Below are 22,895 nucleotides of genomic sequence, written 5' to 3'. Positions count from 1 at the left end.
TGAACACGTGGAGTCTCCCCCTTGCCCCTGCCATTCCCAACCCGTCGCCAGCTTCTGGGCGCCGCCGCGGCGCTTCCCCTCGTGCCCCTGGCCACGCCCGCCCTGGCCCAGGGCAATTGGCCGCAGCGGCCGGTTCGAATCGTCGTCCCCTTCGCGCCCGGCGGCGCCGTGGACATCACGGCACGCCTGCTGGCGGAGCGGCTTCAGCCGATCCTCGGCCAGACCATCACGGTGGACAATCGCGGTGGCGCCGGCGGCAATATCGGCGGCGACGTCGTCGCGAAGGCGCCGAAGGATGGCTATACCGTGCTGCTCGGCACCGCGACGATCCTGGCGGCCAACAAGTTCCTGTTCCGCCGCTCCATGCCCTTCGATCCGATCCGCGACCTGACGCCGGTGACGCGCGTGACCACGGGCACAGTGCTGCTGGTGGTGAATGCGGAGCGGCCCTGGCGCAGCTTCGCGGATCTGGTCGCCGCGGCGAAGCGCGAACGCGGGGCCGTCACCATGGGCTCCTCCGGCGCCGGCACGGTCAGCCACCTGACGCTCGCGCGGATCAACGCGGCGGCGGGCATGGAGATCACCCATGTGCCCTATCGTGGCGGCGGCCCCGCCATCGCCGACCTGCTGGCCGGCAACATCGACATGATGTTCGACGTGATCCCGGCGCTGATGCCGCATGTGCGGGAAGGCCGCTTCCGGGCGCTCGCCGTGGGCTCCGCCGACCGCGTGACCTATGTGCCGGAGCTGCGCGAGATCCCGAGCATGAAGGAGCTGTTCCCGAACCAGGGCATCGACATGCAAAGCTGGTACGCGGTGAACGCGCCGGCCGGCACGCCGGAGCCCGTGGTCGCCCGCCTGCATGAGGCGTTGGTGCAGATCGCGCGGTCCGACGACTTCAAGGCGCGGATGGAGCCGCTGGGCTTCACGCCCGTCTGGGACGAAAGCCCGGCAGCCTACGGCACCTATCTGCGGGCGCAGGAGGAGTTCTGGAAGGGGCTGGTCGAGGCGTCGGGCGCGACGCTGGACTGAAGCTGCCTGATCCCTCTCCCCCGTTCGGGGGAGAGGGACTGCATCAATGCACCAGCATCGGCTCCATGTCGTGCTGGCGGATCGCCGCGGCGGCAAGGTCGGCATTGGGCGCGGCGCCGATCGGCGTGCCATCCGCGGCATGGATCGAGAAAGCCAGCGCTCCGTTCATCACCACCGGGCGCAGATAGGCCACGGCATCCGCGCCGAGCCGCGCGAAATCCAGGTTGGACAGGCTGCGCAGCGTCATCGGGCTCAACACCACCGGGCCGGCCTCGGCGCCACCATCGAAATCGGACATCGTCTTCTCCTTCCGGCACCGCCTGTTCCAGGCCGGTGCCTGACCTAACGCGTGAAAGCCGTCAGCTTTCCTTCAGTCTTCCTTCGGCCGCCTGCCCCACCACGGGGCGCTGCGGGCCGTTGCCACGGGTGGCGATCTGGATTGTCTTCACCCGCACCTCGGGCAGCGGACGTTGCAGGTCGACATGCAGCAGGCCGTTATCCAGCCAGGCGCCTTCCACCTCGATGCCTTCCGCAAGCACGAAGGCCCGCTGGAATTGCCGCGCGGCGATGCCGCGATGCAGGAAGATGCGGCCCTCGGAATCATCGCGCTGCCGCCCGCGGATCACCAACTGGTTGTCTTCCTGCGTGATCTGCAGGTCGTCCATGGAAAAGCCGGCGACCGCCAGGGTGATGCGCAGCCGCGTCTCGGCGGTCTGCTCGATATTATAGGGCGGGTAGCCATCGGCACTTTTCTGCACCCGGTCGAGCATCTGTTCGAGATGGTCGAAGCCGAGGAACAAAGGCGAGCCGAACAGGGATGGTCGTGACATTCGATCAGTTGCCTCCTCGCTCAGGAGCGAAGCCTTGGTGTCGCGGGGCCCAAAGGCACCCCGCCTTCCCAATTTTGGCGCCATGGGCGGCCGTTGCAAGGGGGGCAAGGCGGGGCTACCTCTGCCGGCCCTGCCCGCCCCTGACAGCCCGCCATGCGTGGGCAAGCGATCGAGATGACCTCCGCACCCGAACTTCTGCCCATCCTCTTCGTCCCCGATCCCCGGCTGCGCGCCAAGGCCAGGCCGGTGGCGGCGGGGGATGCGCGCATCCCGGACCTCTCGGCCCGCATGCTGGCCACCATGTACAAGGCCCCCGGCATCGGCCTGGCGGCGCCGCAGGTGGGGGAGATGCTGCGCCTGGTGGTGCTCGACCTGCACGAGAACGACGTGCCGGCGCCGATGGTGCTGGTGAACCCGGAAATCGTCGCGGAGAGCAACGAGCAGGCGGTGCGGGAGGAAGGCTGCCTCTCCCTGCCCGGCCAATATGCCGATGTCACGCGCCCGGCCCGGGTGAAGGTGCGCTACCTGGACCTGAACGGCGCGAAGAAGGAGATCGAGGGCGATGGCTTGCTGGCCGCCTGCCTTCAGCATGAGATCGACCATCTGGATGGCGTGCTCTTCGTCGACCACATCTCGGCGCTGAAGCGCAACATGCTGCTGCGCAAGCTGGCCAAGGAGTTGAAGCTGAAGGCGCAGGACAAGGAGTGAGCCGCAAGCTCCGCCTTGCCTTCATGGGCAGCCCCGATTTTTCGGTCCCGGCCCTGCGGGCGCTGCATGCGGCGGGGCATGACATCGCCTGCGTCTATGCCCAGCCGCCGAAGCCGGCCGGGCGTGGCCAGAAGGAAACCCCCTGCCCGGTGCATCGCGCAGCGCTGGAACTCGGCCTGCCGGTCCGCACGCCGGCGCGGGTGAAGCGGGATGTGGCGGAACATGCGGCCTTTGCGGCGCTCGACCTCGATGTCGCGGTGGTCGCGGCCTATGGGCTGATCCTGCCGCCGGCGATGCTGGCGGCGCCGAAGCGCGGCTGCCTGAACATCCATGCCTCCCTGCTGCCGCGCTGGCGCGGGGCGGGGCCGATCCAGGCGGCGATCCTGGCCGGGGATGCGGAATCCGGCGTGACCATCATGCAGATGGAGGAAGGGCTGGACACCGGCCCGATGCTGCTGGCCGAGGCCACCCCGATCGGCCCGCGCACCACCACGCCCGAACTGCATGACGCACTGTCGGAAATCGGCGCGCGGCTGGTCCTGCGCGCCCTGGACGAAGACCCGCCGGCAACGCCGCAGCCGGAAGACGGCGTGACCTATGCGCCGAAGCTCGCCAAGGCGGATGGGCGGCTGGACTGGACCCAGCCCGCCGCGGCGCTGGACCGCCGCATCCGCGCCCTCACCCCCTGGCCCGGCTGCTACTTCCAGGTGGGCGAGGAGGTTTTGCGGCTGCATGCGGCGGAGCCGGTGGCCGGCGCAGGCGCCCCCGGCACCTTGCTGGCGCCAGATGTCGTGGCCTGTGGCGAAGGCGCCCTGCGCCTGCTGCGCCTGCAACGCCCCGGCCGCGCGGCGATGCCGGCCGAGGCCATGCTGCGCGGCTACAGCCTGCCCGCCCGACTCGCATAGACATGCCGCGCTACGCGCTGCTGCTGGAATATGACGGCACGCATTTCTGCGGCTGGCAGCGCCAGAACGCCCTGCCCAGCGTGCAGAAACTGCTGGAGGAGGCCGCGGCGCCGCTGAACCATGGCGTGCTGCCCGTCGCCACCGCCTCTGGCCGCACCGATGCCGGCGTGCATGCGGAAGGCGCCGTGGCGGATATCGAGCTGGCGCTGGACCTGCCGCCGGAGCGGGTGCGGGATGCCATCAATTTCCGGACCCAGCCGCATCCCGTCGTGGTGCTGGCGGCCGCCCGCGTGGCGCCGGACTGGTCCGCGCGCTTCGACTGCCTCGGCCGGGGCTATCGCTACCGCATCCTCAACCGCCCGGCGCGGCCGGCGATGGAGGCGGCGAAGCTGTGGCATGTGAAGCGCCGGCTGGATGCCGATGCGATGCACGAGGCAGCCCAGATGCTGCTCGGCCGGCACGATTTCTCAGCCTATCGCGCCGCCGCCTGCCAGGCGAAGTCGCCCGTGCGCACGCTGGACCGGCTGGATGTGGTGCGGCTGGGGGAGGAGGTGCATGTGATCGCGGAAGCCCGCAGCTTCCTGCACCATCAGGTCCGCAACCTGGTCGGCACGCTGTATGAGGTCGGCCAGGGCCGCCGCCCTGTCACCTGGCCGCGCCAGGTGCTGGAGGGTCTGGACCGCGCCAAGGCCGGGCAGACAGCGCCGCCCGACGGGCTGATTTTTCGGTTTGCGCGCTATGACCCGGCGCCGGCCTGGGTCTGAGGCGCGCCGCGGCCGTTGCGGTCCGTGTGAATTGAACTGGAGGAGGGGAAGGGATTCGAACCCTCGATAGGGTTTAACCCCTATAACGGTTTAGCAAACCGTCGCCTTCAGCCACTCGGCCACCCCTCCTCAGGGTGTGAAGTTGCACGACGTATGCCGGGTGTTCATAGCGGGACGGAACCGGGGGGGCAAGCGCGCCCGCCCCGGTTCCTTCATCGTCAGGACAGCGGGATCTCGAAGCCGCGCTGGACGGCCGGGCGCGCCATCATGCGCTCATACCAGGCGGCGACATGGGGCAGGTCGTCGAAGGGGACCTCATGACGCTCATGCCGCCAGGCCCAGCCCAGGATCGCGAAATCGGCGATGCTGGGCTCGCCTTCGGTCGCCACGAAGTCGCGGCCGGCCAGGCGGCGGTCCAGCACGCCGTACAGGCGCTTGGTCTCGTTGTGGTAGCGCGCAAAACCGTAGTCGCGGGCGGGGCCTTCCGGCTGCATCAGGAAGTGGTGCACCTGGCCGGGCATCGGGCCGAAGCCGCCCATTTGCCACATCAGCCATTCCGTCACGGCGACCTTGCCGCGCGTGTCCTTCGGCAGGAATTTCCCAGTCTTTTCCGCCAGGTACAGAAGAATGGCGCCCGATTCGAAGACGCTGATCGGCTGCCCGTCCGGCCCGTCCGGGTCGGTGATCGCCGGAATGCGGTTGTTCGGGGAGATCTTCAGGAAGGCCGGCTCGAACTGCTCGTTCTTCGAGATGTTCACCGTATGGACGGCGTAGGGCAGCCCCATCTCCTCCAGCGCCACGGAGATCTTGCGGCCGTTGGGGGTGTTCCAGGTGTAGAGGTCGATCATGCGATACGTCTCCTTGCTGGAAGGTTTGATCCCACGCCCCGCGGCCGGCGAAAAGCCCGGTCCTGTGACAGCGGTGGCGCTTGACCCGGTGGCGGCTGGTTTGCGAGCCTGACCGCTGTGCAGCACCTGTCCCCCGTCGGCCCGTTACCCTCCGGTGCCCGAGACGACGACACGCTCTGGGCGGTGATCGCCACGGCGGGGCGCAAATCCCGCGTGGCCAATATCTACCGCAACCGGATGGCGGCGCTGGAGGACCGGGCCTGGCGGGCGCAGCAGGTCGCGGCCTATGAGGATTTCCTGCGGCGCTCGAAGCAGCCGGTGCCGCATTACAGCGTGGCGCCGATTCGCCGCACCGACCTGCCCAAGGCCTGGACCCCCCTGCCCGCTCTGGGATTCCTGCGGGGGCAGTTCATCTGACCCGCCGCTGACCGGTATGGTTGCAGGGTCACGAGGCGTTCAGGCGGCTGCAACAGCCGGCAGGGTCATCGGTTGAATCCCCACCGGCGCGCGGCGATGCGCGCGCCCGAATGGGAGACAAGCGACATGACAATCAAGCTGAAGCCCCTGGCCGAGCAGGTCATCGTCATCACCGGCGCCACCTCCGGCATCGGCCTCACCACCGCCTGCAGGGCCGCGGCGCGCGGTGCCGCCGTGGTGCTCGCGGCGCGGAACGAGGCGGCGCTGGCGGAGATCTGCGCCGGCATCCGCGAGGGCGGCGGCCGCTGCGCCACCGTCGTCGCCGATGTGGGGGTGCGGGAGGATGTGGATCGCATCGCGGAGGTTGCGCGGCGTGAATTCGGCGGCTTCGACACCTGGGTGAACAATGCCGGCATCGGCGTCTATGCGACGCTGGAGGAAATGACGCCGGAGGATCACCACCGCATCTTCCAGACCAATTACTGGGGCGTCGTGCATGGCTCCCTGGTGGCCTTGAAGGAACTGAAAGGCCGCGGTGGGGCGCTGATCAATATCGGCTCCATCTCCTCCGACATGCCGTCTCCGCTGCTGGGCGCCTATACCGCCACCAAGCATGCGGTGAAGGGATTCACCGACAGCCTGCGGATGGAGATGCTGCATGAGGATGCGCCGGTCGCCATCACGCTGATCCAACCCTCCGGCATCGACACGCCCTTCGGCGAGCATGCGAAGAACTATATGGACGAGGCCAGCCAGGTGCCGCCGCCGGTCTATGCGCCGGAGGTTGTGGCGCGGGCCGTGCTGCATGCGGCGGAACACCCGACGCGCAACCGCATCGTCGGCGGCTGGGGCCGCGGCATGGTGGCCGCCGCGCGGATGGTGCCGAGCCTGACCGACCGGATCTTCACCTACAGCTACTACAAGACCGCGAAGCAGCCGGGCCGGCCGCCGCGCGATACGCCGGACAACCTGCACAGCGCGGGCGAGGACGGGGATCGCTACGGCGACCAGGGGCACCAGTTCAGCCATAGCCTGTACAACAAGGCGCTGCGGAATCCGGGCACGGCGCTGGGCGTGCTGGCGGCGGGTGTCGCGGCGGTGAGCGTGCTGACGCGGCCGCAGTATTATCGGGGCTGAGACGCCTCGGCCGTTGAAGGCGGAGGAGGATCGGCAGGACCGGCGATCCTCCGCCATTGACCCTGGATGACGGGCTGGGGATGAAGGACTGGCCCGGCGCCACGGATGGACCGCCTTCATGCCTCTCGACTTCGAGACCTGCGATGTCTTCACCACCACCCGCCACGGCGGCAACCCGCTGGCGGTGGTCTACGGCGCGGCGGCGCTGGAGACGCGCGCGATGCAGGCCATCGCGCGCGAATTCAACCTGAGCGAGACGGTCTTCGTGCTCGCCGCCGAGGCTGCCACGGCCCGCGCGCGCATCCGCATCTTCACCACGCTGCGCGAACTGCCCTTCGCCGGCCATCCCAATGTCGGCACCGCCGTGCTGCTGGCCCGCCGCCTCGGCCTGGAAGGCGACCGGCTGGAGATCGACCAGCCCGCCGGCCTGGTCGTCGCACGGCTCGGCCGGAATGCGGCAGGCGAGGTGCGCGCCGCGGAGATCACCGCCCCCGCGCCCTTCACTTTGATCGAGGCGCTGCCCGCCGAGGCCATGGCGGCCTGCGCCGGCCTGCCCGGGCTGGTCGGCATGCCGGTGCTCGCCAGTTGCGGCACGCCCTTCGCCCTGGCGGAGGTGGCGGATGCCGCGCTGCTGGCAGCCGCCGCGCCGGAGGCCGCCGCCTTCCGCGCGCATCTGCCGGCGGAGCGGGCGGTGGGGCTGCTGCTCTACACCCGCCTCGGCCCCGATCGCTGGCGCGCCCGCATGTTCGCACCCCTGTCCGGCGTGGCGGAGGACCCGGCAACCGGCAGCGCGAATGTCGCGCTGGCCGGGCTGCTGTTGCACCGGGACGGCGCGGCGGCGATGGCGATGGAGGTGGAGCAGGGCATCGAGATGGGCCGGCCCAGCCTTCTGAGACTGGCGGCCCAGATCACGCCGCAGCTTGGCATCCGGGTCAGTGTCGGCGGCGATGTGGTTCGGGTCAGTGAGGGGCGTCTCATCCTCTGAGGCGCCAGCACGACGTCATTCGCATGTCGAACTCTCCGGAACGTGATCGGAGACCTATGCAGGGCCTCCACAGGCGTTACGCTGCGCCTGGCCGGGTGGATGCAGCGGATGCTGGGCTTCCCGCTTTCTTCATCATCGCCGCGCCACCCTGCCACACGGCCCCAAAGAAGAACCCGGAGACCGCCCATGCTGCCCCGCCGCCTCGCCGCGATCCTGGCGATGTCCGCCCTGCCCGCGCTCGCTTTCGCGCAGGACTTCAACCGTCCCCCCTCCTTCGGCACCGTCAACCTCAGCGCCAATTTCGCGCCGGACCCGACCACGGTGAACGTCACCGCCGGCGGCACGCTGCCGGCGGAGCGGCTGGGCGGGGCGCAATGCGTCGGCTCCATCGCCAATGCGCCGGATGTGCGGCTGAACTACCGCGCCGGCCAGGGCCTGCCGCTGTACCTCTCGGCCACGTCGCGCAGCGATGTCACCCTGGTGGTGAACCTTCCGGACGGGACATGGGCCTGCAATGACGACTTCCAGGGCACCAATCCCGGCCTGATCTTCCGCCGCCCGCAATCCGGCCAGTACGACATCTGGATCGGCCATTACGACCGCGGGTCGCGCGTGCCGGCGCAGCTTCGGATTTCGGAAGTGCCGCCGAACTGAGGCTGGCTTCCGCGCCACCCACCCCACATGCCGGGCTTCCCCAGGACGAGGCCCGGCACCTTTGGACGAACTGAACTTCCACCGCATCCTGCACCGCGCCGGCACCATCCTGGATGTCGGCGCGCATGACGGGCTGCTGACCCTGCCGCTCTCGCGCCTGCACGGCGCGCGGGTTCTGGCCTTCGAACCCCTTCCCAGCGCCTTTGACCGGCTGGAGGCGGCGGTGCGCGCCGAATACGGCACCATCCCACCCAATATCGCCCTGCACGCCAAGGCGCTGGGCGCGGCGCCCGGCACGCTGACGCTCTCGGTCCCCGTCCTGGACGGCGTGGCGCAGGAACAATGGGCCTCCACCGCCAAGGATTATTCCCATTTTGCCTCCGTCACCGTGACCCGGCATGAGGTGGCGGTGGTGACCATCGACTCCCTCGGTCTGACGGACCTGAACCACATCAAGCTGGATGCCGAGGGCTTCGAGCAGGAGGTGCTGGAAGGCGCCCGCGCCACCCTCACCCGCTGCCGCCCGGTGCTGAGCCTGGAGGTGGAGGAACGCCACCGCCCCGGCAGCACACGGGACGTGCCGGAGCTGCTGGCGGGCCTCGGCTACGAGACCTGGTTCCTGCTGGACGGCGCCTGGCATCCGCATGCGGCGTTCGACGCGGCGACGATGCAGCTCGCCTCCCCGGACCCGGCGGTCTTCGCGGCCAGCGAGCCCTATGTCTTCACCTTCTTCGCCTGGCCGGCGGAACGGTCAGGCGAAATCCGGGCGGCCCTGGCCGGCTGAGGCGCTACTCCGCCGCGATCGCCGGCGCCTCCAGCAGCTTCGGCGGCGCCGCCAAAGCCGGTTGCGGCTGGCGCGGCAAGGCGGGCAGCCAGAGCACATCCTCGATATCGCTCGCCCCGCTGGCCAGCATCGCGAGGCGATCGAAGCCGAGCGCGATGCCGGAGGCCGGCGGCATTCCGGCCTCCAGCGCCGCCAGGAAGTCCTCATCCACGTCCCAGCCCTCCTCGCCCGTCTCGGCGCGGCGCTGGGCGACGTCGCGTTCGAAGCGGGCGCGCTGTTCCACCGGGTCGGTCAGCTCCTCGAAGGCATTGGCCAGTTCCAGGCCGGCCGCGAACAGCTCGAACCGCAGCGCCACCCGGCCATCCCGCGGATCGCGCCGGGCGAGCGCCGCCTGGGGGGCCGGCCAGTGGGTGAGGAAGGTGGCGCGGCCCTGGCCGATGGCGGGCTCGACGTAGCGCATCATCAGGCGGAAGAAGCCGTCCTCCCAGCCATCGCTCTCCGGCACATGCAGCCCGACCTTCGCCGCATGGGCGCGCAGCTTCGCGGCATCCCCCTCCCCGGTCGCGGCATCGACGGTGCCGAGGATATCCATGCCGCGGCAATGGCGGCTGAAGGCCTCGGCCATGGTCAGGCGTTCGAAGGGCAGCGAGAGGTCCGCCATCGCCTCCCCATGTCCCACCGGGCCGGGGCAGATGGAGCGCAGCAGCAGCTCCGTCTCCTCCATCAGCCCGGCAAGGTCGAGGCCGGGGGCATACCATTCCAGCATGGTGAATTCCGGCGCGTGGCGCGGGCTCGCCTCCCCATTGCGCCAGACCCGGGCGAGCTCGAAGACCTTGCCCGCCCCGCCGACCAGCAGCCGCTTCAAGGCCAGCTCCGGCGAGGTGCGCAGCCACAGGGTGCTGTCCTGGCCGATGCCGAGATGCGGGCGGTATTCGGTGGCGAAGCCGCGCAGATGCACCTCCATCCCCGGCGCCGGCACCAGGCAGGGGGTCTCGACCTCCAGATAGCCACGGCTGGTGAAGAAGTGGCGGGTGGCGGCAGTCAGCTCGGCGCGGCGGCGCAGGAAGGGCAGGCGCGCGGCCAGTCTCTCGCGGCTCCAGGCGCGGCGTGGGGATTCGGCGGGCATCGACGCGGGTCTCCCTGCTGGCGGCGCCCCTTGTTGCGGCGCTCGGGTTGGGGTTTAGGACCCCGACAATGCCCGATCCCGCCCCCGCCCGAAACCTTCAAGCGTCCCATCGCACCCTGCGGGATGCCTCCGCTTTGGCCGAGGCGGGGCTGCTGCCGCCGGGCACCGAGCTGGCGGGGCTGGAGGCGGTGGCGGCGCGCTATGCCATCGCGGTGACGCCCGCCATGGCGGCGCTGATCGACCCCGCCGACCCGCGCGACCCCATCGCCGCGCAATACATACCCGACCCGGCGGAGCTGCGCACCGCGCCGCATGAGATCGAGGACCCCACCGCCGATGCGCCCTTCACCCCGGTGCCCGGGGTGGTGCATCGCTACCCCGATCGCGCGCTGCTGAAGCCGCTGCTGGCCTGCCCCGTCTATTGCCGCTTCTGCTTCCGGCGGGAGGTGGTGGGGCCGGATGGCGGGCTGCTTTCGACCGGGCAGTTGGAGGCGGCCCTCGCCTGGTTCGAACGGACTCCGGCGGTGCGGGAGGTGATCCTGACCGGCGGCGACCCGCTGATGCTGAGCCCGCGTCGCCTTTCCTGGCTGCTGGAACGGCTTGCGGCCATTCCCCACGTCGAAATCCTGCGGATTCACAGCCGCGTTCCGGTGGCCGATCCGGGGCGGGTGACGGCGGCGCTGGCGGCGGCGCTGACCTTGGAGAAGCCGCTGTTTCTGTGCGTGCATGCCAATCACGCGCGCGAATTCACGATGGAGGCCATGGCCGCGCTGCAGCGGCTGACCGGGGCGGGCGTGGTGCTGCTGGGGCAGAGCGTGCTGCTGCGGGGGGTGAATGATTCGGCGGAGGCGCTGGAGGGGCTTTTCCGGGCGATGCTGCGGGGGCGGGTGAAACCGTACTACCTGCACCAGTTGGACCCGGCGCCCGGGACGGCGCGTTTTACGGTGCCGGCGGAGGAAGGGCGGGCGCTTCTGGCCGCGCTGCGCTTCCGCGTGACGGGGCTGGCCTGGCCGACCTACGTGCAAGAACGGCCGAATGGCGGGGGGAAGGCGGTGGTGGGGCCGGTGTGGGAGGATGTAGTTTAGCTCTACACGCGATCAATTTTCTTCAACAACTTGGATCGCACCAACAATTTTGCAGACAGCATTGCGATAGCATGGAGAGTTCGCCGGCAAAACTGAAACGATTGGCATACCTTCAGCGGTGGCAACACCCACGGCGTCCCAGTCAGAATTTCCATATGGTTCAAAATGAAGATTACCGCCCAGAGCATCAGCTAATTGAGCAGCCTGTGCAGTATACAAAAGCTTGCGTCTTATTTTAAATTTTACATACTGCTCTATCGCGGCCGCTTCATCCGCATACATATCCTCAAACTCATGCCAGACCGCAATTGGCACTCGGATTTCTCCCCGCTCAAGCATTTTTCCAAGGACCGAAATTGCGCGGTTATTTTTTGTTTCGGCAAAAAACAACAAGAAACGGCTGTCCGCAACAAAATACGATTCAGCAGCGGAGGTCGAGTGGGCGCGCCCGTTACTCTTCTTCGGCATCGTCGTATCGTGCCAAAGAAGCAAAATTAAAATAGGCAGATTGGTACTTAGGCTTAAGTCCGGTTAGGCGATACAGGTCGATCGGAGCAAGCGCCCCATCGCGCAAGGCAGCTCCAAAGACCTTAGCAAAACTGAAGCCGAAGCGCGCGAGCTTTACCTTATGCTGCGGCGTCGGACCACCGCCCCCACCCCCCGTTTCTGTGTCTGGGTCACCGGAAACGTTGATACCTGTCAGCCATCGCCTATGGGTGCCAGCAGACACATACTGAAGTTCTTCAAGCCGAATGACTGAGGCTTGTTGGCTAATCTTCAGCCTCTTTGCAACGCGGGCAATGTCGACACGCGATGGATTTGGATCAAGCCGCAACTCAGTGACAACTCGGGAAACTAGGGATTTTGGCGCCAGCAGCGCCGCTGCAAATTTATTGCAAATAATTTCCGTATCATTTTTTCGTATAAAAGGATCAGACACCCCCGACGCACCGATTGTTACGTGCGCCAACTCATGCGCGAGCGTGAATAGGCGCCGTCCGGCAGTTTGAGCCATCGTGTTGACGCAGATAATAGGAGCAGGAGGATCAGCAAGACAGAAGCCGCTTCCATCAACTGATGGAAAAGACCGATGAAGAATAAAAATGCCATGCCGCTCGATCTCAAAACGACATAAACGATAAAATTCAAGTGCATCTTTACAATCATATTGACGCTGATCGCTCAGTCGAAGAAATCGTCGAAAGCGCGCAGCTGTTTGCTCGAGGGTGCCAGGATCAAGACGCGAGGCCGGTAACGGATTTGAAGAATGACCAAAGGCTACCGCACGACGCTGGATGGCTCGCGCCTGCTCAATTGCTTCGAGTGTTTGGCGCTCGAACACACCAGGAGTAGGATTGGTCGAGCGAAAATCAGGTAGCTGATAAGATAGAGGAAGGGGTGCTCTCATCATAAGGGCGAATGGCGGTACGGACAGCTCGCGCGCCGCCTTCTCCAGAAAGCCAGCGGTTGCCTTTTCGCGGGCCTCGAAGCGATTCAGCAAGGAGGACTCTTTGATGCCTAAGCGACTGGCGAGGTCACTCAGAGTGAGCCTACGCGCCAGTAGCGCGGCCTCGAGCGCTGGCCTACTTAGCTCAACTGCCACCCAATTCCCCCCGGAGTCGACATGACGTTCGGTGATTTTGCCTCACTTGTCCAGTTTGGTGCAGCGCTGCATACAGGCTCAGCCCTGGCGCAAGTCATCACTGACTTAGGTTTGGCACCTGACAAGCAAAGATTAAAAAGAATTGAAGGCTGGGTAGAAAAACACAAAGACGAAGACATCGACATCGGCGACATAAAAGATAGAATAGAGTCCTTGTATTCAAGCATTGATATATTTGAGAAGCAATTTTCTTCAGAATATATTTCCGTTCTTTTAATAAATATCACATTTGCTTGTCTATTAATAATATTTCTGATAACAATAACCTTCTCTTATTCGTCTTCGATTGATATTTTTACAGCATCTGTTTTGACTTTTGTCTCTATTCTTCCTGGTCCCTGTGGCTCGATCTACTTCGCGTGGAGATGTAGAAGCGCCGCCGCCCCGATTCGACACAGAATCAAGTTGCTCGAGGGTCGCTTTCTCAGGCGATGACTAGCGCGCCTTGCCCCGCCCGCCCCGGCGTTGTATCCGCGCCCCCTCAATTCCCCACCGCTCATTCAGGACGACGCAAGCCATGGCGAAGATGCAGGCCAACCAGATGCGCGCCGGCATGGTCATCGAGTTCGAGGGCCAGCGCTACACCATCATCCGCCAGAACATCATGATCCCGGGCAAGGGCAACGCGATCATCCAGGTGGACATGCGGAACATCAAGACCGGCGCCAAGAAGGACCAGCGCTGGCGCACGGCGGACACGGTCGAGCGGCTGATGACCGAGGACAAGGAGTTCACCTTCTCCTACGCCGAGGGCGAGATGATCGTCCTGATGGACCCGGAGAACTACGAGCAGACGCAGGTTCCGAAGGAAATCCTCGGCGACCGCCTGCCCTTCCTGGTCGAGAACATGACCGTCGGCGTCCGCCTGATCGAGGGTGAGCCGGTGGCCATGACCCTGCCGGAACAGGTGACCCTGGAAGTGGTGGAGGCCGATCCCGTCGTGAAGGGCCAGACCGCCACCAGCAGCTACAAGCCCGCCATGCTGTCCAACGGCGTGAAGACCATGGTGCCGCCCTTCATCACGGTCGGCGAGAAGATCGTGGTGAAGACGGAAGACGGCAGCTACTACGAGCGCGCTAAAAGCTGACGCTGCGCGTCAGCTTTTAGCTGTATTCGTTTCCCTCAAGCGCCGGGCGCGCGCTCCGCGCGCTTGGCTCGCCGCATAAGCGGCGGCGCCCATTCGGGCGCTCGGCCGGCAGTGCCGGCCGCCTTTAGCCTCGCCGCCGCTCTTTCAGTTCGGAATCCCGCCCATGGCCGTCTCCCCCCGCCTGTCCGCCTCCATGACGGTCCTCCAGGCCGCCATCCAGAAGGCCGCGCGCCGCCTGCTGCGCGACTTCGCCGATGTCGAATCGCTGCAGGTCACCTCCAAGGGCGCCGGCGATTTCGTCAGCCAGGCGGATATCCGCGCCGAACAGACCCTGCGCGAGGAACTGTCCCGCGCCCGTCCCGGCTGGGGCTTCCTGATGGAGGAATCGGGGACTTCGGGTGCCGATGACTGGGAATGGCGCTGGGTCGTCGATCCGCTGGACGGCACCACCAACTTCCTGCACGGCATCCCGCACTGGGCGATCTCGGTCGGCGTGGAAAAGCGCACGGGCGAGAACACCTCCGAGCTCATGGCCGGCTGCATCTACAACCCCGCCGGGAACGAGATGTTCTGGGCCGAGAAGGGCATGGGCGCCTATCTCAACGACAAGCGCCTGCGCGTCTCCGCCCGCCGCGACATGGGCAGCGCGCTGTTCGCCACCGGCATCCCCTTCGCCAAGATCACGCGCAAGGCGGAATTCAGCGCCACCCTGGCGCGGCTGATGCCGCAGGTTGCCGGCGTGCGGCGCTTCGGCGCGGCGGCTCTCGACCTCGGCTGGGTCGCGGCCGGGCGCTATGACGGCTTCTGGGAACTCGGCCTTCAGAAATGGGACATCGCGGCCGGGCTGGTCATCGTGAAGGAGGCCGGCGGCTTCCTCTCCGACCCCGCCGGCGGCGAAACCCATTACGAGACCGGCGATGTCGTCGCCGGCAACCAGGCGCTGCACCCGAAGCTGCGGGAAGTGGTGGCGGAAGGCATCGCCGCCGCCCAGGCCCACCGGGCCGCCAACGCGGGCTGAGGTGGATATCCCCAAAGGATATCATTGAATCACAAGCATAGCGCCGCGCCGGATGATTTCATCCGCGCGGCGTTTGCTTTAGCGTGCCGGCATCATGACTCGCCGGATTCACCTTGCCACGCTACTGCTGCTGTTCGCCCTGCCCGCGCAGGCCGACCAGACGCTGTCCGCGCGGCCGCAAGGCGGCTGGCGGATCGGCTTTGCCCCCGGCCAGGCCGCCCTGACCGAACCCGGCCGCGCGGCGCTGGCCCGCCTCGCCCCGCAACTCGCCGCGACCCCGCATGGCCGCATCACCGTCGAAGCCCAGGCCAGCGGCCCCGCCGACGACGCCTCCGCCGCCCGCCGCATCGCACTGGCCCGCGCCGGCACGGTGCGCGACGCGCTGGTCGCGGCGGGGCTGGAAGCGACGCGCATCGATATCCGCGCCCTCGGCCTTCTGACCCCGCCGGCGGATGCCGCCGACATCCTGCCCCCCGGCGTCGCGCGATCCGGCACCACGAGGTAGACGCATGACCAACCCGACCGTCTTCCTCTGGCGCATGCTCGCCTTCCTCGCCGCGGTCGCGGTGCTGGTCGGGCTGCTGGCCGGCGAACTCGCCACCGCCTTCGCGGCCAACCCGATGCTGAACGGCGTCATCACCCTGGTGCTGCTGCTCGGCATCGCCTGGAACATCCGCCAGGTGCTGGTGCTGACCGCGGAAGTCGAATGGCTGGAAGCCTTCCGCAACCCCAACCCCGGCGCCCCCACCCGCAAGCCCCCCCGCCTGCTCGCCGCCATGGCCAGCATGCTCGCCGGCCGCCGATCCGAACGCCTGTCCCTCTCCGCCATGGCGATGCGCAGCGTGCTGGACGGCATCTCCTCCCGCCTCGATGAAAGCCGCGAACTTTCCCGATACGCCACCGGCCTGCTGATCTTCCTCGGGCTGCTCGGCACCTTCTGGGGGCTGCTGATGACCATCGCCGCGGTCTCCGACGTGATCGGCGGCATGTCGGTGGGCTCGGGCGACATCAACGCGCTGTTCAACCAGCTGAAGACCGGGCTCGCCCAGCCGCTGCGCGGCATGTCGATCGCCTTCTCCTCCTCCATGCTCGGCCTCGCCGGCGCCCTGGTGCTCGGCTTCCTCGACCTGACCGCCGGGCAGGCGCAGAACCGCTTCTACTCCGAGCTTGAGGACTGGCTGGCCGGCGCCACACGCCTGTCCTCCGGCGCCCTCGGCGGCGACGGCGAAGGCTCCATGCCCGCCTACGTCCAGGCCCTGCTCGAACAATCCGCCGAGAACATGGAAGAACTCCAGCGCGCCATCGGCCGCGGCGAAGACGGGCGCGCCCAGTCCAACCAGGCGCTGATGACCCTGACCGAACGCCTCTCCATCCTCGCCGACCAGATGCGCGCCGCCCAGGTGCTGATGAGCCGCATGGCCGAAAGCCAATCCCAGCTCGCCCCCACCCTGCAACGCATGGCCGACGCCAACGCCCAAGGCGCCCTCGACGACGCCTCCCGCAACCACATCCGCAACCAGGAACTCTACCTGGCCCGAATCCTGGAAGAAATGACCCAGGGCCGCATGCAAGCCACCACCGAAATCCGTAACGAAATCAAAATCCTCGCCCGCACCATCGCCGCCCTGGCGGAAGAACCGCCGCGATGAGGGGGGAGGTCGGCGTGGGCTGTCTGCAGGGGGCGCTGCCCCCTGCACCCCCGCCAAAGGGACAGTGGTCCCTTTGGAATCCCGTTAAGGGGCAGGATGGAGGAGGGGCACAGCGGGACCGCATGATCCGCGGTTGCGTCGGCCCCTCCTCCATCCTGCCCCTCATCCAAGGGTTCGAAGGGGCCACTGCCCCTTCGCGGGAGGGTGCAGGGAGGGCGGAGCCCTCCTTGCAAACCACCCACGCCACCCTCCCCTCCTCCTCCCGGCGGGTCTGACGCCATGGCGATGGGGGGGCGCAGGCGGCGGGGTGGGGGGGGGTTGGATGCTTGGCCGGGCTATGTGGATGCGTTGTCCACGTTGCTCATGGTCATCATTTTCGTCTTGTTGGTGTTTGTTTTGGGGCAGGGGTTTTTGTCGGTGGCTTTGTCCTCGCGGGACAGGGCGTTGGATCGGTTGAATCGGCAGGTCAGTGAGTTGTCGGAGTTGTTGTCCCTGGAGCGGGGGCAGGCGGAGGAGTTGCGCGGTTCGCTGGGCCGGCTGACGGAGGATTTGCGGGCGGCGATCGCGGCGCGGGATGGGGCGCTGGAGGGGTTGTCGGCGCTGCGCGAGGAGCGGGACCGTCTGCTGGGGGAGCGGGACGCGGCGCGGGGGGAGCGGTCGCGACTGTCGGCCCGGCTGGCGGATCTGGAGGTTTCGGCGCGGGACGGTGGCGCGCGGATTGCGGAGCTGGAGGCCCGGCTGGCGGAGGCCCAGGCGCGGGCTGAGGCGGCGGGCGGCGATACGGCGCGGACGGTGCGGACGCTGACCGATGCGCAGCGACTGCTGGCGGCGGAGCGTGCGGCGCTGGAGGCGGTGCGCCGCGACCTGGCGACGGCGCGGGGCGAGGTGCAGGTGCTCGGCCGCGATCTGGCGGGGGAGCGTGAGGCGCTGGCGACAGTGCAGCGCGACCTGGCGGAGACCCGCGCGGCGCGGGATGCGGCCTCGCAGGAATTGGCGACGCGGCGGCAGCAGGCGGAGGCTCTGGCGCGGGATCTGGCCGGGGAACGTCAGGCGCGCGGCGCGACGGAGCGCGAATTGGCGGAGGCCCGGGCGCTGTCGGCGGCGGAGCTGGCGGCGAGGCGCCGGGAGCTGGAAGCGCTGTCGGGCGATCTCGCGGCCGCGCGTTCGGCGCTGGAGGTGGCCCGGCGTGACCTGGAGGCACAGACCCAGGCGCGGGCGGCAACGGCGCAGGAACTGGCCGAGGTGCGGGCGCTGACCCAGCGGGAGCTGGAGGCGCGGCAGCGGGCGGCGGAGGCCCTCGCGGGCGAGCTGGCGGCGGCGCGCTCGGCGCTGGAGGTGGCGCGACGGGACCTGGATGCGCAGACCCAGGCGCAGGCCGCGACGGCGCAGGAATTGGCGGAGGTCCGCGCGCTGACGGCGCGGCAGTTGGAGGATCGGCGGCGGGAGGCGGAGGCGTTGGCGCGCGAATTGGCCGAGGCGCGGGCGACCTTGCAGGCGGCGCAGCGCGACCTGACGGCGGCGCAGGCCAATGCGACGGGCGTGGCGCGCGACCTGGCGGCGGAACGGGCGGCGCGCGCGGCGACGGCGCGGGAACTCGCCGAGGCACGGGCGACCGCCACGCGCGACCTGGAGGCGCGGCGGCGGGAGGCGGAGGCGCTGGCGGCACAGCTCGCGGAGGCGCGGGCGAGCCTGGAGGCGGCACGGCGCGATGTGGCGGCGCTGCGGGCAGAGGCGGAGCGGATGGACCAGACCGTCACCGCCGACCGCGCCACGATCCAGGCGCGGCTGTCGGATATCGCGCGGCTGGCCGCGCAGGTCCGCGGGCTGGAGGCGCTGCGCGACCAGTTGGAGCGGCAGGCGGAACAGGCCCTCGCCCGGGCCGGGGATGAGGCGCGGCAGCGCGCCACGGCGGAGACGGCGCGGCAGGAAGCGCTGTCGATGCTGGAGCAGATGACCGGCCGCGCCACCCAGGCGGAACGCGGGCGTGATGCCGCGGCGCAGCTCGCCAGCGAGGCCGGGCGGCGCGCGGCGGAGGAGGAACGCCGGCGGGCGGCGGCGGAGGCGCAGGCCGGGGAATATGGCCGGCTGTCCGAAAGCGCCCGGGTGGAGGTCGCGCGCCTGACCCAGCAGTTGGAATCCCTGCGGGCGGAGCTTTCGCGGGTTGCCCGGGCGCTGGATGCGGCGGAGGCGTCGGAGCGGGACAAGGACGCGCAGATCGTGGCCCTCGGCCAGCGGCTGAACGTGGCGCTGGCGGCGCGGGTGGAGGAGTTGCAGCGCTACCGCTCCGACTTCTTCGGCCGGCTGCGCCAGGTGCTGGGTGACCGGCCGGAGGTGCGGATCGTCGGCGACCGCTTCGTCTTCCAGTCGGAGGTGCTGTTCCCGGTGGGCTCGGCCGATCTGTCCCAGGCCGGCCAGCAGCAGATCCGCGACCTGGGCCATGTGCTGCTGGAGATCGCGCGGCAGTTCCCGGCCGATCTCGGCTGGATCCTGCGGGTGGATGGCCATGCGGATCGCAGCCCGATCCGGGCGGGCGGGCGCTTCCCCAGCAATTGGGAACTGTCCTCGGCGCGGGCCATCGCGGTGGCGCGGCTGCTGATCGATGCCGGGCTGCCCTCCAACAAGGTGGCGGCGGTGGCCTTTGGCGATACCCAGCCGCTGGATGACAGCGACAGCCCGGATGCCCTGGCGCGGAACCGCCGCATCGAGCTGCGGCTGGAACCGGCGCCGACCGGCGCCGCCCCGGTGGGCCCGGCCGGCGAGTTGCGCCGCATATTGGGCGAGGTGGTGGAGGGCCAGGCCTGTGCCCGCCTCTCCGTCACCGAAGCAGGCAATGCCGCCCGCATCACCGGCCTCGCCCGGCGCGGCACGGAGGCGGCGCTGCGCAACGCCCTTCAGGCGCGGGGCGCGCCGGCGGCGGGGATTGAACTGCGCGGCTTCGACGGCCCCTATTGCGAGGTGATCGAGGCGCTGCGTCAGGTGCCGCCGGCGGCGGGGCCTTCCGCGGCGCGGCTGGATCTCGTGGGGCGGGCGCCGCTGGTGCGCGGCACGCCGCTGCGGCTGGATCTCGGCCTGCCGGATTGGGGGGGGCAGGTGGCGCTGCACTACCTCTCCGGCTCCGGCAATGCCTATCGGCTGGAGCACCTGCCGGCGCAGCAGCCGGGGGCGCGGCTGCGGCTGGGTGAACCACGGCCGGGCTTCCCGGGCTGGCTGGTGGATGAGCCCTTCGGCACGGATGTGGTGCTGGCGGTGGTGACGGAGGGGCCGCTGTTCGCCACACCGCGCCCGGATGCCGAGCCCCTGCCCGCCTTCGCCGCCGCGCTCTCCGCCGCGATCGAGACGGCGCGACGGGAGGGTCGGCGCGTCGCGGTGCAACTGCTGCCGGTGGAGACCGTGGCGCGATGAGGGTGGTCGGCAAGGTCGTGGCGCTGGCGCGCTTCCCGGTGAAGTCCATGGCCGGGGAGGCGATGGAGGCGGTGGAGCTGCGCTGGACCGGGCTGGCGGGCGACCGTCCATACGCCTTCGTGCAGCAAGGCAACCACGGCCGCTTTCCCTGGCTGACCGGGCGGGAATTGTCCGAGCTGGTGCGCTATCGCCCGCGCTTCGCGGACCCGGCCGATCCCCGCGCCTCCGCCGTGACCGTGGAGGCGCCGGATGGCACGTCATTCGACCTGCGGGACCCGGCGCTGGCGGCGCGGCTTTCGGCGGAATCGGGCAGGGCCTCGGCGCTGATCCAGATCGGGCGCGGCATCTTCGATTCCATGCCGGTCTCTATCGTCACCACGCAAAGCCTGGCGCGGCTGGAGGTGGCGCATGGCGCGGCGCTGGACCCGCGCCGCTTCCGCATCAATGTGCTGATCGAGAGCGACGAGCCGGAAAGCGCCTGGGCCGGGCGTCGCCTGGCTTTCGGCGATGGCACCGAACTGCTGGTGAACGACCCGATTCCGCGCTGCGCCATGGTGACCATCTGCCCGGACACGGCCCGGCGCGATCCCTCCGTGTTGCGCACCGTGGCGCAGCTTTTCGACAATCACCTCGGCCATTATGCCGCCGCCGCGCGCCTCGGGGTGATCCGCCCCGGCGATACGGTGCGGCTGCTGGACTGAATGGTTTAAACGCATGATTCAGACCTTCGGTGCATTCGCACCTACGGTCATCATGCTTTGACCCCTGCCCCGGAAGTCGCCCCCCATGCTGCATGTCGTCGATCATGTGCTGCTCGCCCACCGGCTGGCGGAGCTGCGCGATGCCGCCACCACCTCCGCCCGCTTCCGCCGGCTGCTGGCCGAGATCGGCGCCATCCTGACGCTGGAGGCGACGCGCGGCCTGCCGGAGCGCATGGCCCGCATCACCACGCCGCTGACCGAGATGGACCACCGCATGCTGGCGGCGCCGGAGCCGGTGCTGGTCGCCGTGCTGCGCGCCGGGCTCGGGCTGATGGAAGGCGGCATGCAGATCCTGCCGGAGGCGCCGGTCGGCCATGTCGGCCTGGTGCGGGACGAGCACACGCTGCGGCCGAGCCAGTACATGCTGCGCATGCCGCCGGAAGTGCGGACCCGCGGCGCCATCCTGTTCGACCCTATGCTGGCCACGGGCGGCAGCGCGGTGGCGGCGGTGCAACGGGTGAAGGAGGCCGGCGCGCCGCATCTGCGCTTCATCTGCGTGGTCGCGGCGCCGGAAGGCGTGGCGCGGCTGGAGGAGGCGCATCCCGATGTGCCGATCTACACCGCCGCGCTGGATGAGCGTCTTGACCACCGCGGCTTCATCGTGCCGGGCCTCGGCGATGCCGGGGATCGCTGCTTCGGGACGGTGGAATAGAGGCTACAGGATTCGCGCCTCGAAGGCGGGTTTCAGGTCGGGGGCATCGAATTCCACCACCCAGAGGTCCGGGTCGCGCTTCACCTGGCGCTCGACATAGGAATCGGCGGTCTCCTGGTCCACCGGGGTGTCGCCGGTGCCGCGCATCCAGGCCGGGCGGCCTTCGGCGTCCCGCACCTGGCTGAGCACCACCAACTCGTCCCGCGCCCGTCGCAGCACGCAGAGAATGCCGCCGCTATCAGCATCGCCCTTGCGCAGCACCGCGCCGGAACGCCCGGCGATGTCGGAAAGCCGCAACGCCATCGACACCCAGATGCCGGCCTTGATCTTTGGATCCATGGCCGCAATGTCGCCGCCACGCCGGGCGGGCGCAAGCCCGGCGCATCCCACCTTGCGAAGCCGCCGCCGCCGCGCCATTCACCCGGCGGATGGAGAGACCGCGCCATGGCGAAGACCCCGGACAAGACTCAGGCGAAGCCCGTCGCCCAGCCGCCCCTGACCGAGGGCCAGCGCGCCTATGAGGCCAAGCGCGCTGCCAAGGCCGGGCTCAGCCTGGACAAGTGGCTGGCGGAGAAGGAGCGCCTGCGCCGCGCCGATGAGGCCGCCGCCGCCAAGCAGGCTGCCGAGGTGGCGAAGGCGGCGCCGGAGGCGAAGGGCTGGCTCGGCCGGCTGCTCGACCGGGCGCATAAGCCGATCAAATAAGACTCAGACCAAGGCCCTGGACAGCTGACCTGTGGGAGGGACCGCCCGGCGCTTGAGGGCCACCAACGCTCGATGAAGTCGAGCGTTGGTATCACAGCATCCGCAGCAGGGTGCCGTCGCGGCGGATGGCGTGGTGGTAGATGGCGCCGCCGATATGCGCGCCCAGCAGGAAGGGAAAGGCCCAGCCGATGAGGCTGTGCATCCAGTGCAGCACCCCGGCCAGGCCCGGCGCCGCCTCCATGAATTTCGGCAGGTCGATGAAGCCGAGGAAGGCCGTCGCGCCCTGCATGGGAAAGCCATAGGCATTGGTGGTGAGGAAGCCGAGCAGCGGCTGCACCACCAGCGCCGCATACAACGCGTGATGCACCAGGGCCGCCACGCGCTGCTGGCTTTCCGGGATATGCGCCGGCAGGGCCGGCGGCTTGCTGATGCCGCGAAAGGCCAGCCGCGCCAGGGCCAGCGCCAGGATCAGCAGGCCGAGGCTTTCATGCAGCGCGTAGAAGGGCATCTTGGCGTCATCCTTCATGAAGCGGATGACAAGCCCGGTGGCGAGCGCGGTGAACAGCAGCGGCACGGTCAGCCAGTGGAACCACTTGGCCAGCGATGCATATTGCCCATCCGGATGCAGCCCATCCTGGCCCTTGATCGGCGCCTGCGGCGTGGCCGTGGACAGCTCCATGTGGTGA

27 protein-coding genes and 1 tRNA gene are annotated in these 22,895 nt (G+C 68.7%); 19 read left to right on the top strand and 9 right to left on the bottom strand.

The genetic code is table 11. The annotated features are described in order from the left end of the window. Positions 1-21 precede the first annotated feature (21 nt). On the top strand, positions 22-1,032 hold the full coding sequence (locus JJQ90_RS14390; protein WP_230410691.1) for a Bug family tripartite tricarboxylate transporter substrate binding protein: 1,011 nt from the start codon (positions 22-24) through the stop codon (positions 1,030-1,032). A gap of 43 nt (positions 1,033-1,075) precedes the next feature. Here JJQ90_RS14390 and JJQ90_RS14385 read toward each other — a convergent pair whose 3' ends face one another. Together JJQ90_RS14385 and JJQ90_RS14380 are read right to left on the bottom strand one after the other, a co-directional pair. Next, positions 1,076-1,330 carry a DUF1150 family protein gene (locus JJQ90_RS14385; protein WP_230410690.1) on the bottom strand — a complete coding sequence of 85 codons (255 nt, stop codon included), beginning with the start codon at positions 1,328-1,330 and terminating at the stop codon, positions 1,076-1,078. 61 nt (positions 1,331-1,391) lie between these two features. Then, positions 1,392-1,862 carry an Hsp20 family protein gene (locus tag JJQ90_RS14380; RefSeq protein ID WP_216876549.1) on the bottom strand — a complete coding sequence of 157 codons (471 nt, stop codon included), beginning with the start codon at positions 1,860-1,862 and terminating at the stop codon, positions 1,392-1,394. Positions 1,863-2,015: 153 nt separating this feature from the next. Between JJQ90_RS14380 and def the strand changes: the two genes are divergently transcribed. From def to truA, 3 genes are read left to right on the top strand one after another with little or no spacing between them, the layout of a single operon-like run. Further along, positions 2,016-2,570 carry a peptide deformylase gene (gene def / locus JJQ90_RS14375; RefSeq protein ID WP_230410689.1) on the top strand — a complete coding sequence of 185 codons (555 nt, stop codon included), beginning with the start codon at positions 2,016-2,018 and terminating at the stop codon, positions 2,568-2,570. Between the two features lie 23 nt (positions 2,571-2,593). Continuing rightward, positions 2,594-3,475, top strand: a complete 882-nt coding sequence (gene fmt / locus JJQ90_RS14370; RefSeq protein ID WP_216877290.1) for a methionyl-tRNA formyltransferase — start codon at positions 2,594-2,596, stop codon at positions 3,473-3,475. A gap of 2 nt (positions 3,476-3,477) precedes the next feature. Beyond that, the gene (gene truA, locus JJQ90_RS14365) at positions 3,478-4,239 is read left to right on the top strand and encodes a tRNA pseudouridine(38-40) synthase TruA (RefSeq protein WP_216876547.1); all 762 of its coding nucleotides are present in this window, start codon (positions 3,478-3,480) and stop codon (positions 4,237-4,239) included. Positions 4,240-4,276: 37 nt separating this feature from the next. Here truA and JJQ90_RS14360 read toward each other — a convergent pair. Further along, positions 4,277-4,368 (bottom strand) — tRNA-Ser (locus JJQ90_RS14360). Positions 4,369-4,457: 89 nt separating this feature from the next. Then, entirely contained in the window at positions 4,458-5,087 is a 630-nt protein-coding gene (locus tag JJQ90_RS14355; protein ID WP_216876545.1) for a glutathione S-transferase family protein, read from the bottom strand. Between the two features lie 108 nt (positions 5,088-5,195). Between JJQ90_RS14355 and JJQ90_RS14350 the strand changes: the two genes are divergently transcribed. The 5 genes from JJQ90_RS14350 to JJQ90_RS14330 all read left to right on the top strand — a co-directional run bounded on the left by JJQ90_RS14350 (position 5,196) and on the right by JJQ90_RS14330 (position 9,064). Then, positions 5,196-5,504, top strand: coding sequence for a hypothetical protein (locus JJQ90_RS14350; protein ID WP_377099167.1), 309 nt, complete (start codon positions 5,196-5,198; stop codon positions 5,502-5,504). A 126-nt stretch (positions 5,505-5,630) separates the two neighbouring features. After that, positions 5,631-6,641 (top strand): SDR family oxidoreductase, encoded by a 1,011-nt coding sequence (locus JJQ90_RS14345; protein ID WP_216876543.1) that lies wholly within the window; start codon positions 5,631-5,633, stop codon positions 6,639-6,641. 118 nt (positions 6,642-6,759) lie between these two features. Next, the gene (locus JJQ90_RS14340; protein ID WP_216876541.1) at positions 6,760-7,626 is read left to right on the top strand and encodes a PhzF family phenazine biosynthesis protein; all 867 of its coding nucleotides are present in this window, start codon (positions 6,760-6,762) and stop codon (positions 7,624-7,626) included. A 186-nt stretch (positions 7,627-7,812) separates the two neighbouring features. Next, positions 7,813-8,280, top strand: a complete 468-nt coding sequence (locus JJQ90_RS14335) for a peptidase S1 (protein WP_216876539.1) — start codon at positions 7,813-7,815, stop codon at positions 8,278-8,280. A 61-nt stretch (positions 8,281-8,341) separates the two neighbouring features. Next, positions 8,342-9,064, top strand: a complete 723-nt coding sequence (locus JJQ90_RS14330; protein WP_216876537.1) for an FkbM family methyltransferase — start codon at positions 8,342-8,344, stop codon at positions 9,062-9,064. Between the two features lie 4 nt (positions 9,065-9,068). Here JJQ90_RS14330 and epmA read toward each other — a convergent pair whose 3' ends face one another. Further along, positions 9,069-10,190, bottom strand: a complete 1,122-nt coding sequence (gene epmA / locus JJQ90_RS14325) for an EF-P lysine aminoacylase EpmA (protein ID WP_216876535.1) — start codon at positions 10,188-10,190, stop codon at positions 9,069-9,071. Between the two features lie 68 nt (positions 10,191-10,258). Between epmA and JJQ90_RS14320 the strand changes: the two genes are divergently transcribed. Next, positions 10,259-11,275: a lysine-2,3-aminomutase-like protein gene (locus JJQ90_RS14320; protein ID WP_216876533.1), complete on the top strand. Its 1,017-nt coding sequence runs from the start codon at positions 10,259-10,261 to the stop codon at positions 11,273-11,275. 12 nt (positions 11,276-11,287) lie between these two features. On the opposite strand, the gene JJQ90_RS14315 is transcribed toward JJQ90_RS14320, so the two are convergent. Together JJQ90_RS14315 and JJQ90_RS14310 are read right to left on the bottom strand one after the other, a co-directional pair. Continuing rightward, positions 11,288-11,743 carry a hypothetical protein gene (locus JJQ90_RS14315; protein ID WP_216876531.1) on the bottom strand — a complete coding sequence of 152 codons (456 nt, stop codon included), beginning with the start codon at positions 11,741-11,743 and terminating at the stop codon, positions 11,288-11,290. After that, on the bottom strand, positions 11,727-12,776 hold the full coding sequence (locus JJQ90_RS14310) for an ImmA/IrrE family metallo-endopeptidase (protein ID WP_216876530.1): 1,050 nt from the start codon (positions 12,774-12,776) through the stop codon (positions 11,727-11,729). Before JJQ90_RS14310 ends, JJQ90_RS14315 begins: the two co-directional genes overlap by 17 nt. Positions 12,777-12,899: 123 nt before the next feature. Here JJQ90_RS14310 and JJQ90_RS14305 point away from each other — a divergent pair, with 123 nt between their 5' ends. From JJQ90_RS14305 to upp, 8 genes are all read left to right on the top strand, one after another. Continuing rightward, positions 12,900-13,373, top strand: coding sequence for a hypothetical protein (locus JJQ90_RS14305; RefSeq protein ID WP_216876528.1), 474 nt, complete (start codon positions 12,900-12,902; stop codon positions 13,371-13,373). 82 nt (positions 13,374-13,455) lie between these two features. Continuing rightward, a complete protein-coding gene (efp, locus tag JJQ90_RS14300; protein ID WP_216876526.1) occupies positions 13,456-14,025 on the top strand; it encodes an elongation factor P in 570 nt (189 codons plus the stop codon). A gap of 163 nt (positions 14,026-14,188) precedes the next feature. Further along, complete coding sequence (locus tag JJQ90_RS14295) at positions 14,189-15,043, top strand: inositol monophosphatase family protein (RefSeq protein WP_216876524.1); 855 nt, start codon at positions 14,189-14,191, stop codon at positions 15,041-15,043. A gap of 94 nt (positions 15,044-15,137) precedes the next feature. Beyond that, positions 15,138-15,548, top strand: coding sequence for an OmpA family protein (locus tag JJQ90_RS14290; protein WP_216876522.1), 411 nt, complete (start codon positions 15,138-15,140; stop codon positions 15,546-15,548). A gap of 4 nt (positions 15,549-15,552) precedes the next feature. Then, complete coding sequence (locus JJQ90_RS14285; RefSeq protein ID WP_216876520.1) at positions 15,553-16,692, top strand: flagellar motor protein MotA; 1,140 nt, start codon at positions 15,553-15,555, stop codon at positions 16,690-16,692. 444 nt (positions 16,693-17,136) lie between these two features. Continuing rightward, positions 17,137-20,094, top strand: coding sequence for a peptidoglycan -binding protein (locus JJQ90_RS27315; protein WP_216876518.1), 2,958 nt, complete (start codon positions 17,137-17,139; stop codon positions 20,092-20,094). After that, positions 20,091-20,795 (top strand): MOSC domain-containing protein, encoded by a 705-nt coding sequence (locus JJQ90_RS14275; protein ID WP_216876516.1) that lies wholly within the window; start codon positions 20,091-20,093, stop codon positions 20,793-20,795. Before JJQ90_RS27315 ends, JJQ90_RS14275 begins: the two co-directional genes overlap by 4 nt. Before the next feature lie 85 nt (positions 20,796-20,880). Next, on the top strand, positions 20,881-21,507 hold the full coding sequence (gene upp / locus JJQ90_RS14270) for a uracil phosphoribosyltransferase (RefSeq protein ID WP_216876514.1): 627 nt from the start codon (positions 20,881-20,883) through the stop codon (positions 21,505-21,507). A gap of 3 nt (positions 21,508-21,510) precedes the next feature. Here the strand turns inward: upp and JJQ90_RS14265 are convergent, their stop codons facing one another. Beyond that, positions 21,511-21,846, bottom strand: coding sequence for a DUF1491 family protein (locus JJQ90_RS14265; protein ID WP_216876512.1), 336 nt, complete (start codon positions 21,844-21,846; stop codon positions 21,511-21,513). Positions 21,847-21,951: 105 nt separating this feature from the next. On the opposite strand from JJQ90_RS14265, the gene JJQ90_RS14260 reads away from it, so the two are divergent. Beyond that, the gene (locus JJQ90_RS14260; RefSeq protein ID WP_216876510.1) at positions 21,952-22,209 is read left to right on the top strand and encodes a hypothetical protein; all 258 of its coding nucleotides are present in this window, start codon (positions 21,952-21,954) and stop codon (positions 22,207-22,209) included. 91 nt (positions 22,210-22,300) lie between these two features. On the opposite strand, the gene JJQ90_RS14255 is transcribed toward JJQ90_RS14260, so the two are convergent. Then, positions 22,301-22,888, bottom strand: coding sequence for a cytochrome b (locus JJQ90_RS14255; protein WP_216876508.1), 588 nt, complete (start codon positions 22,886-22,888; stop codon positions 22,301-22,303). Positions 22,889-22,895: the final 7 nt, after the last annotated feature.

This window comes from Falsiroseomonas oleicola, from assembly GCF_019029495.1.
GTDB classification, from domain to species: domain Bacteria; phylum Pseudomonadota; class Alphaproteobacteria; order Acetobacterales; family Acetobacteraceae; genus Falsiroseomonas; species Falsiroseomonas oleicola.
The sequence above is the reverse complement of the archived record's forward strand: the minus strand, read 5'-3'. Positions and strand labels throughout refer to the sequence as shown.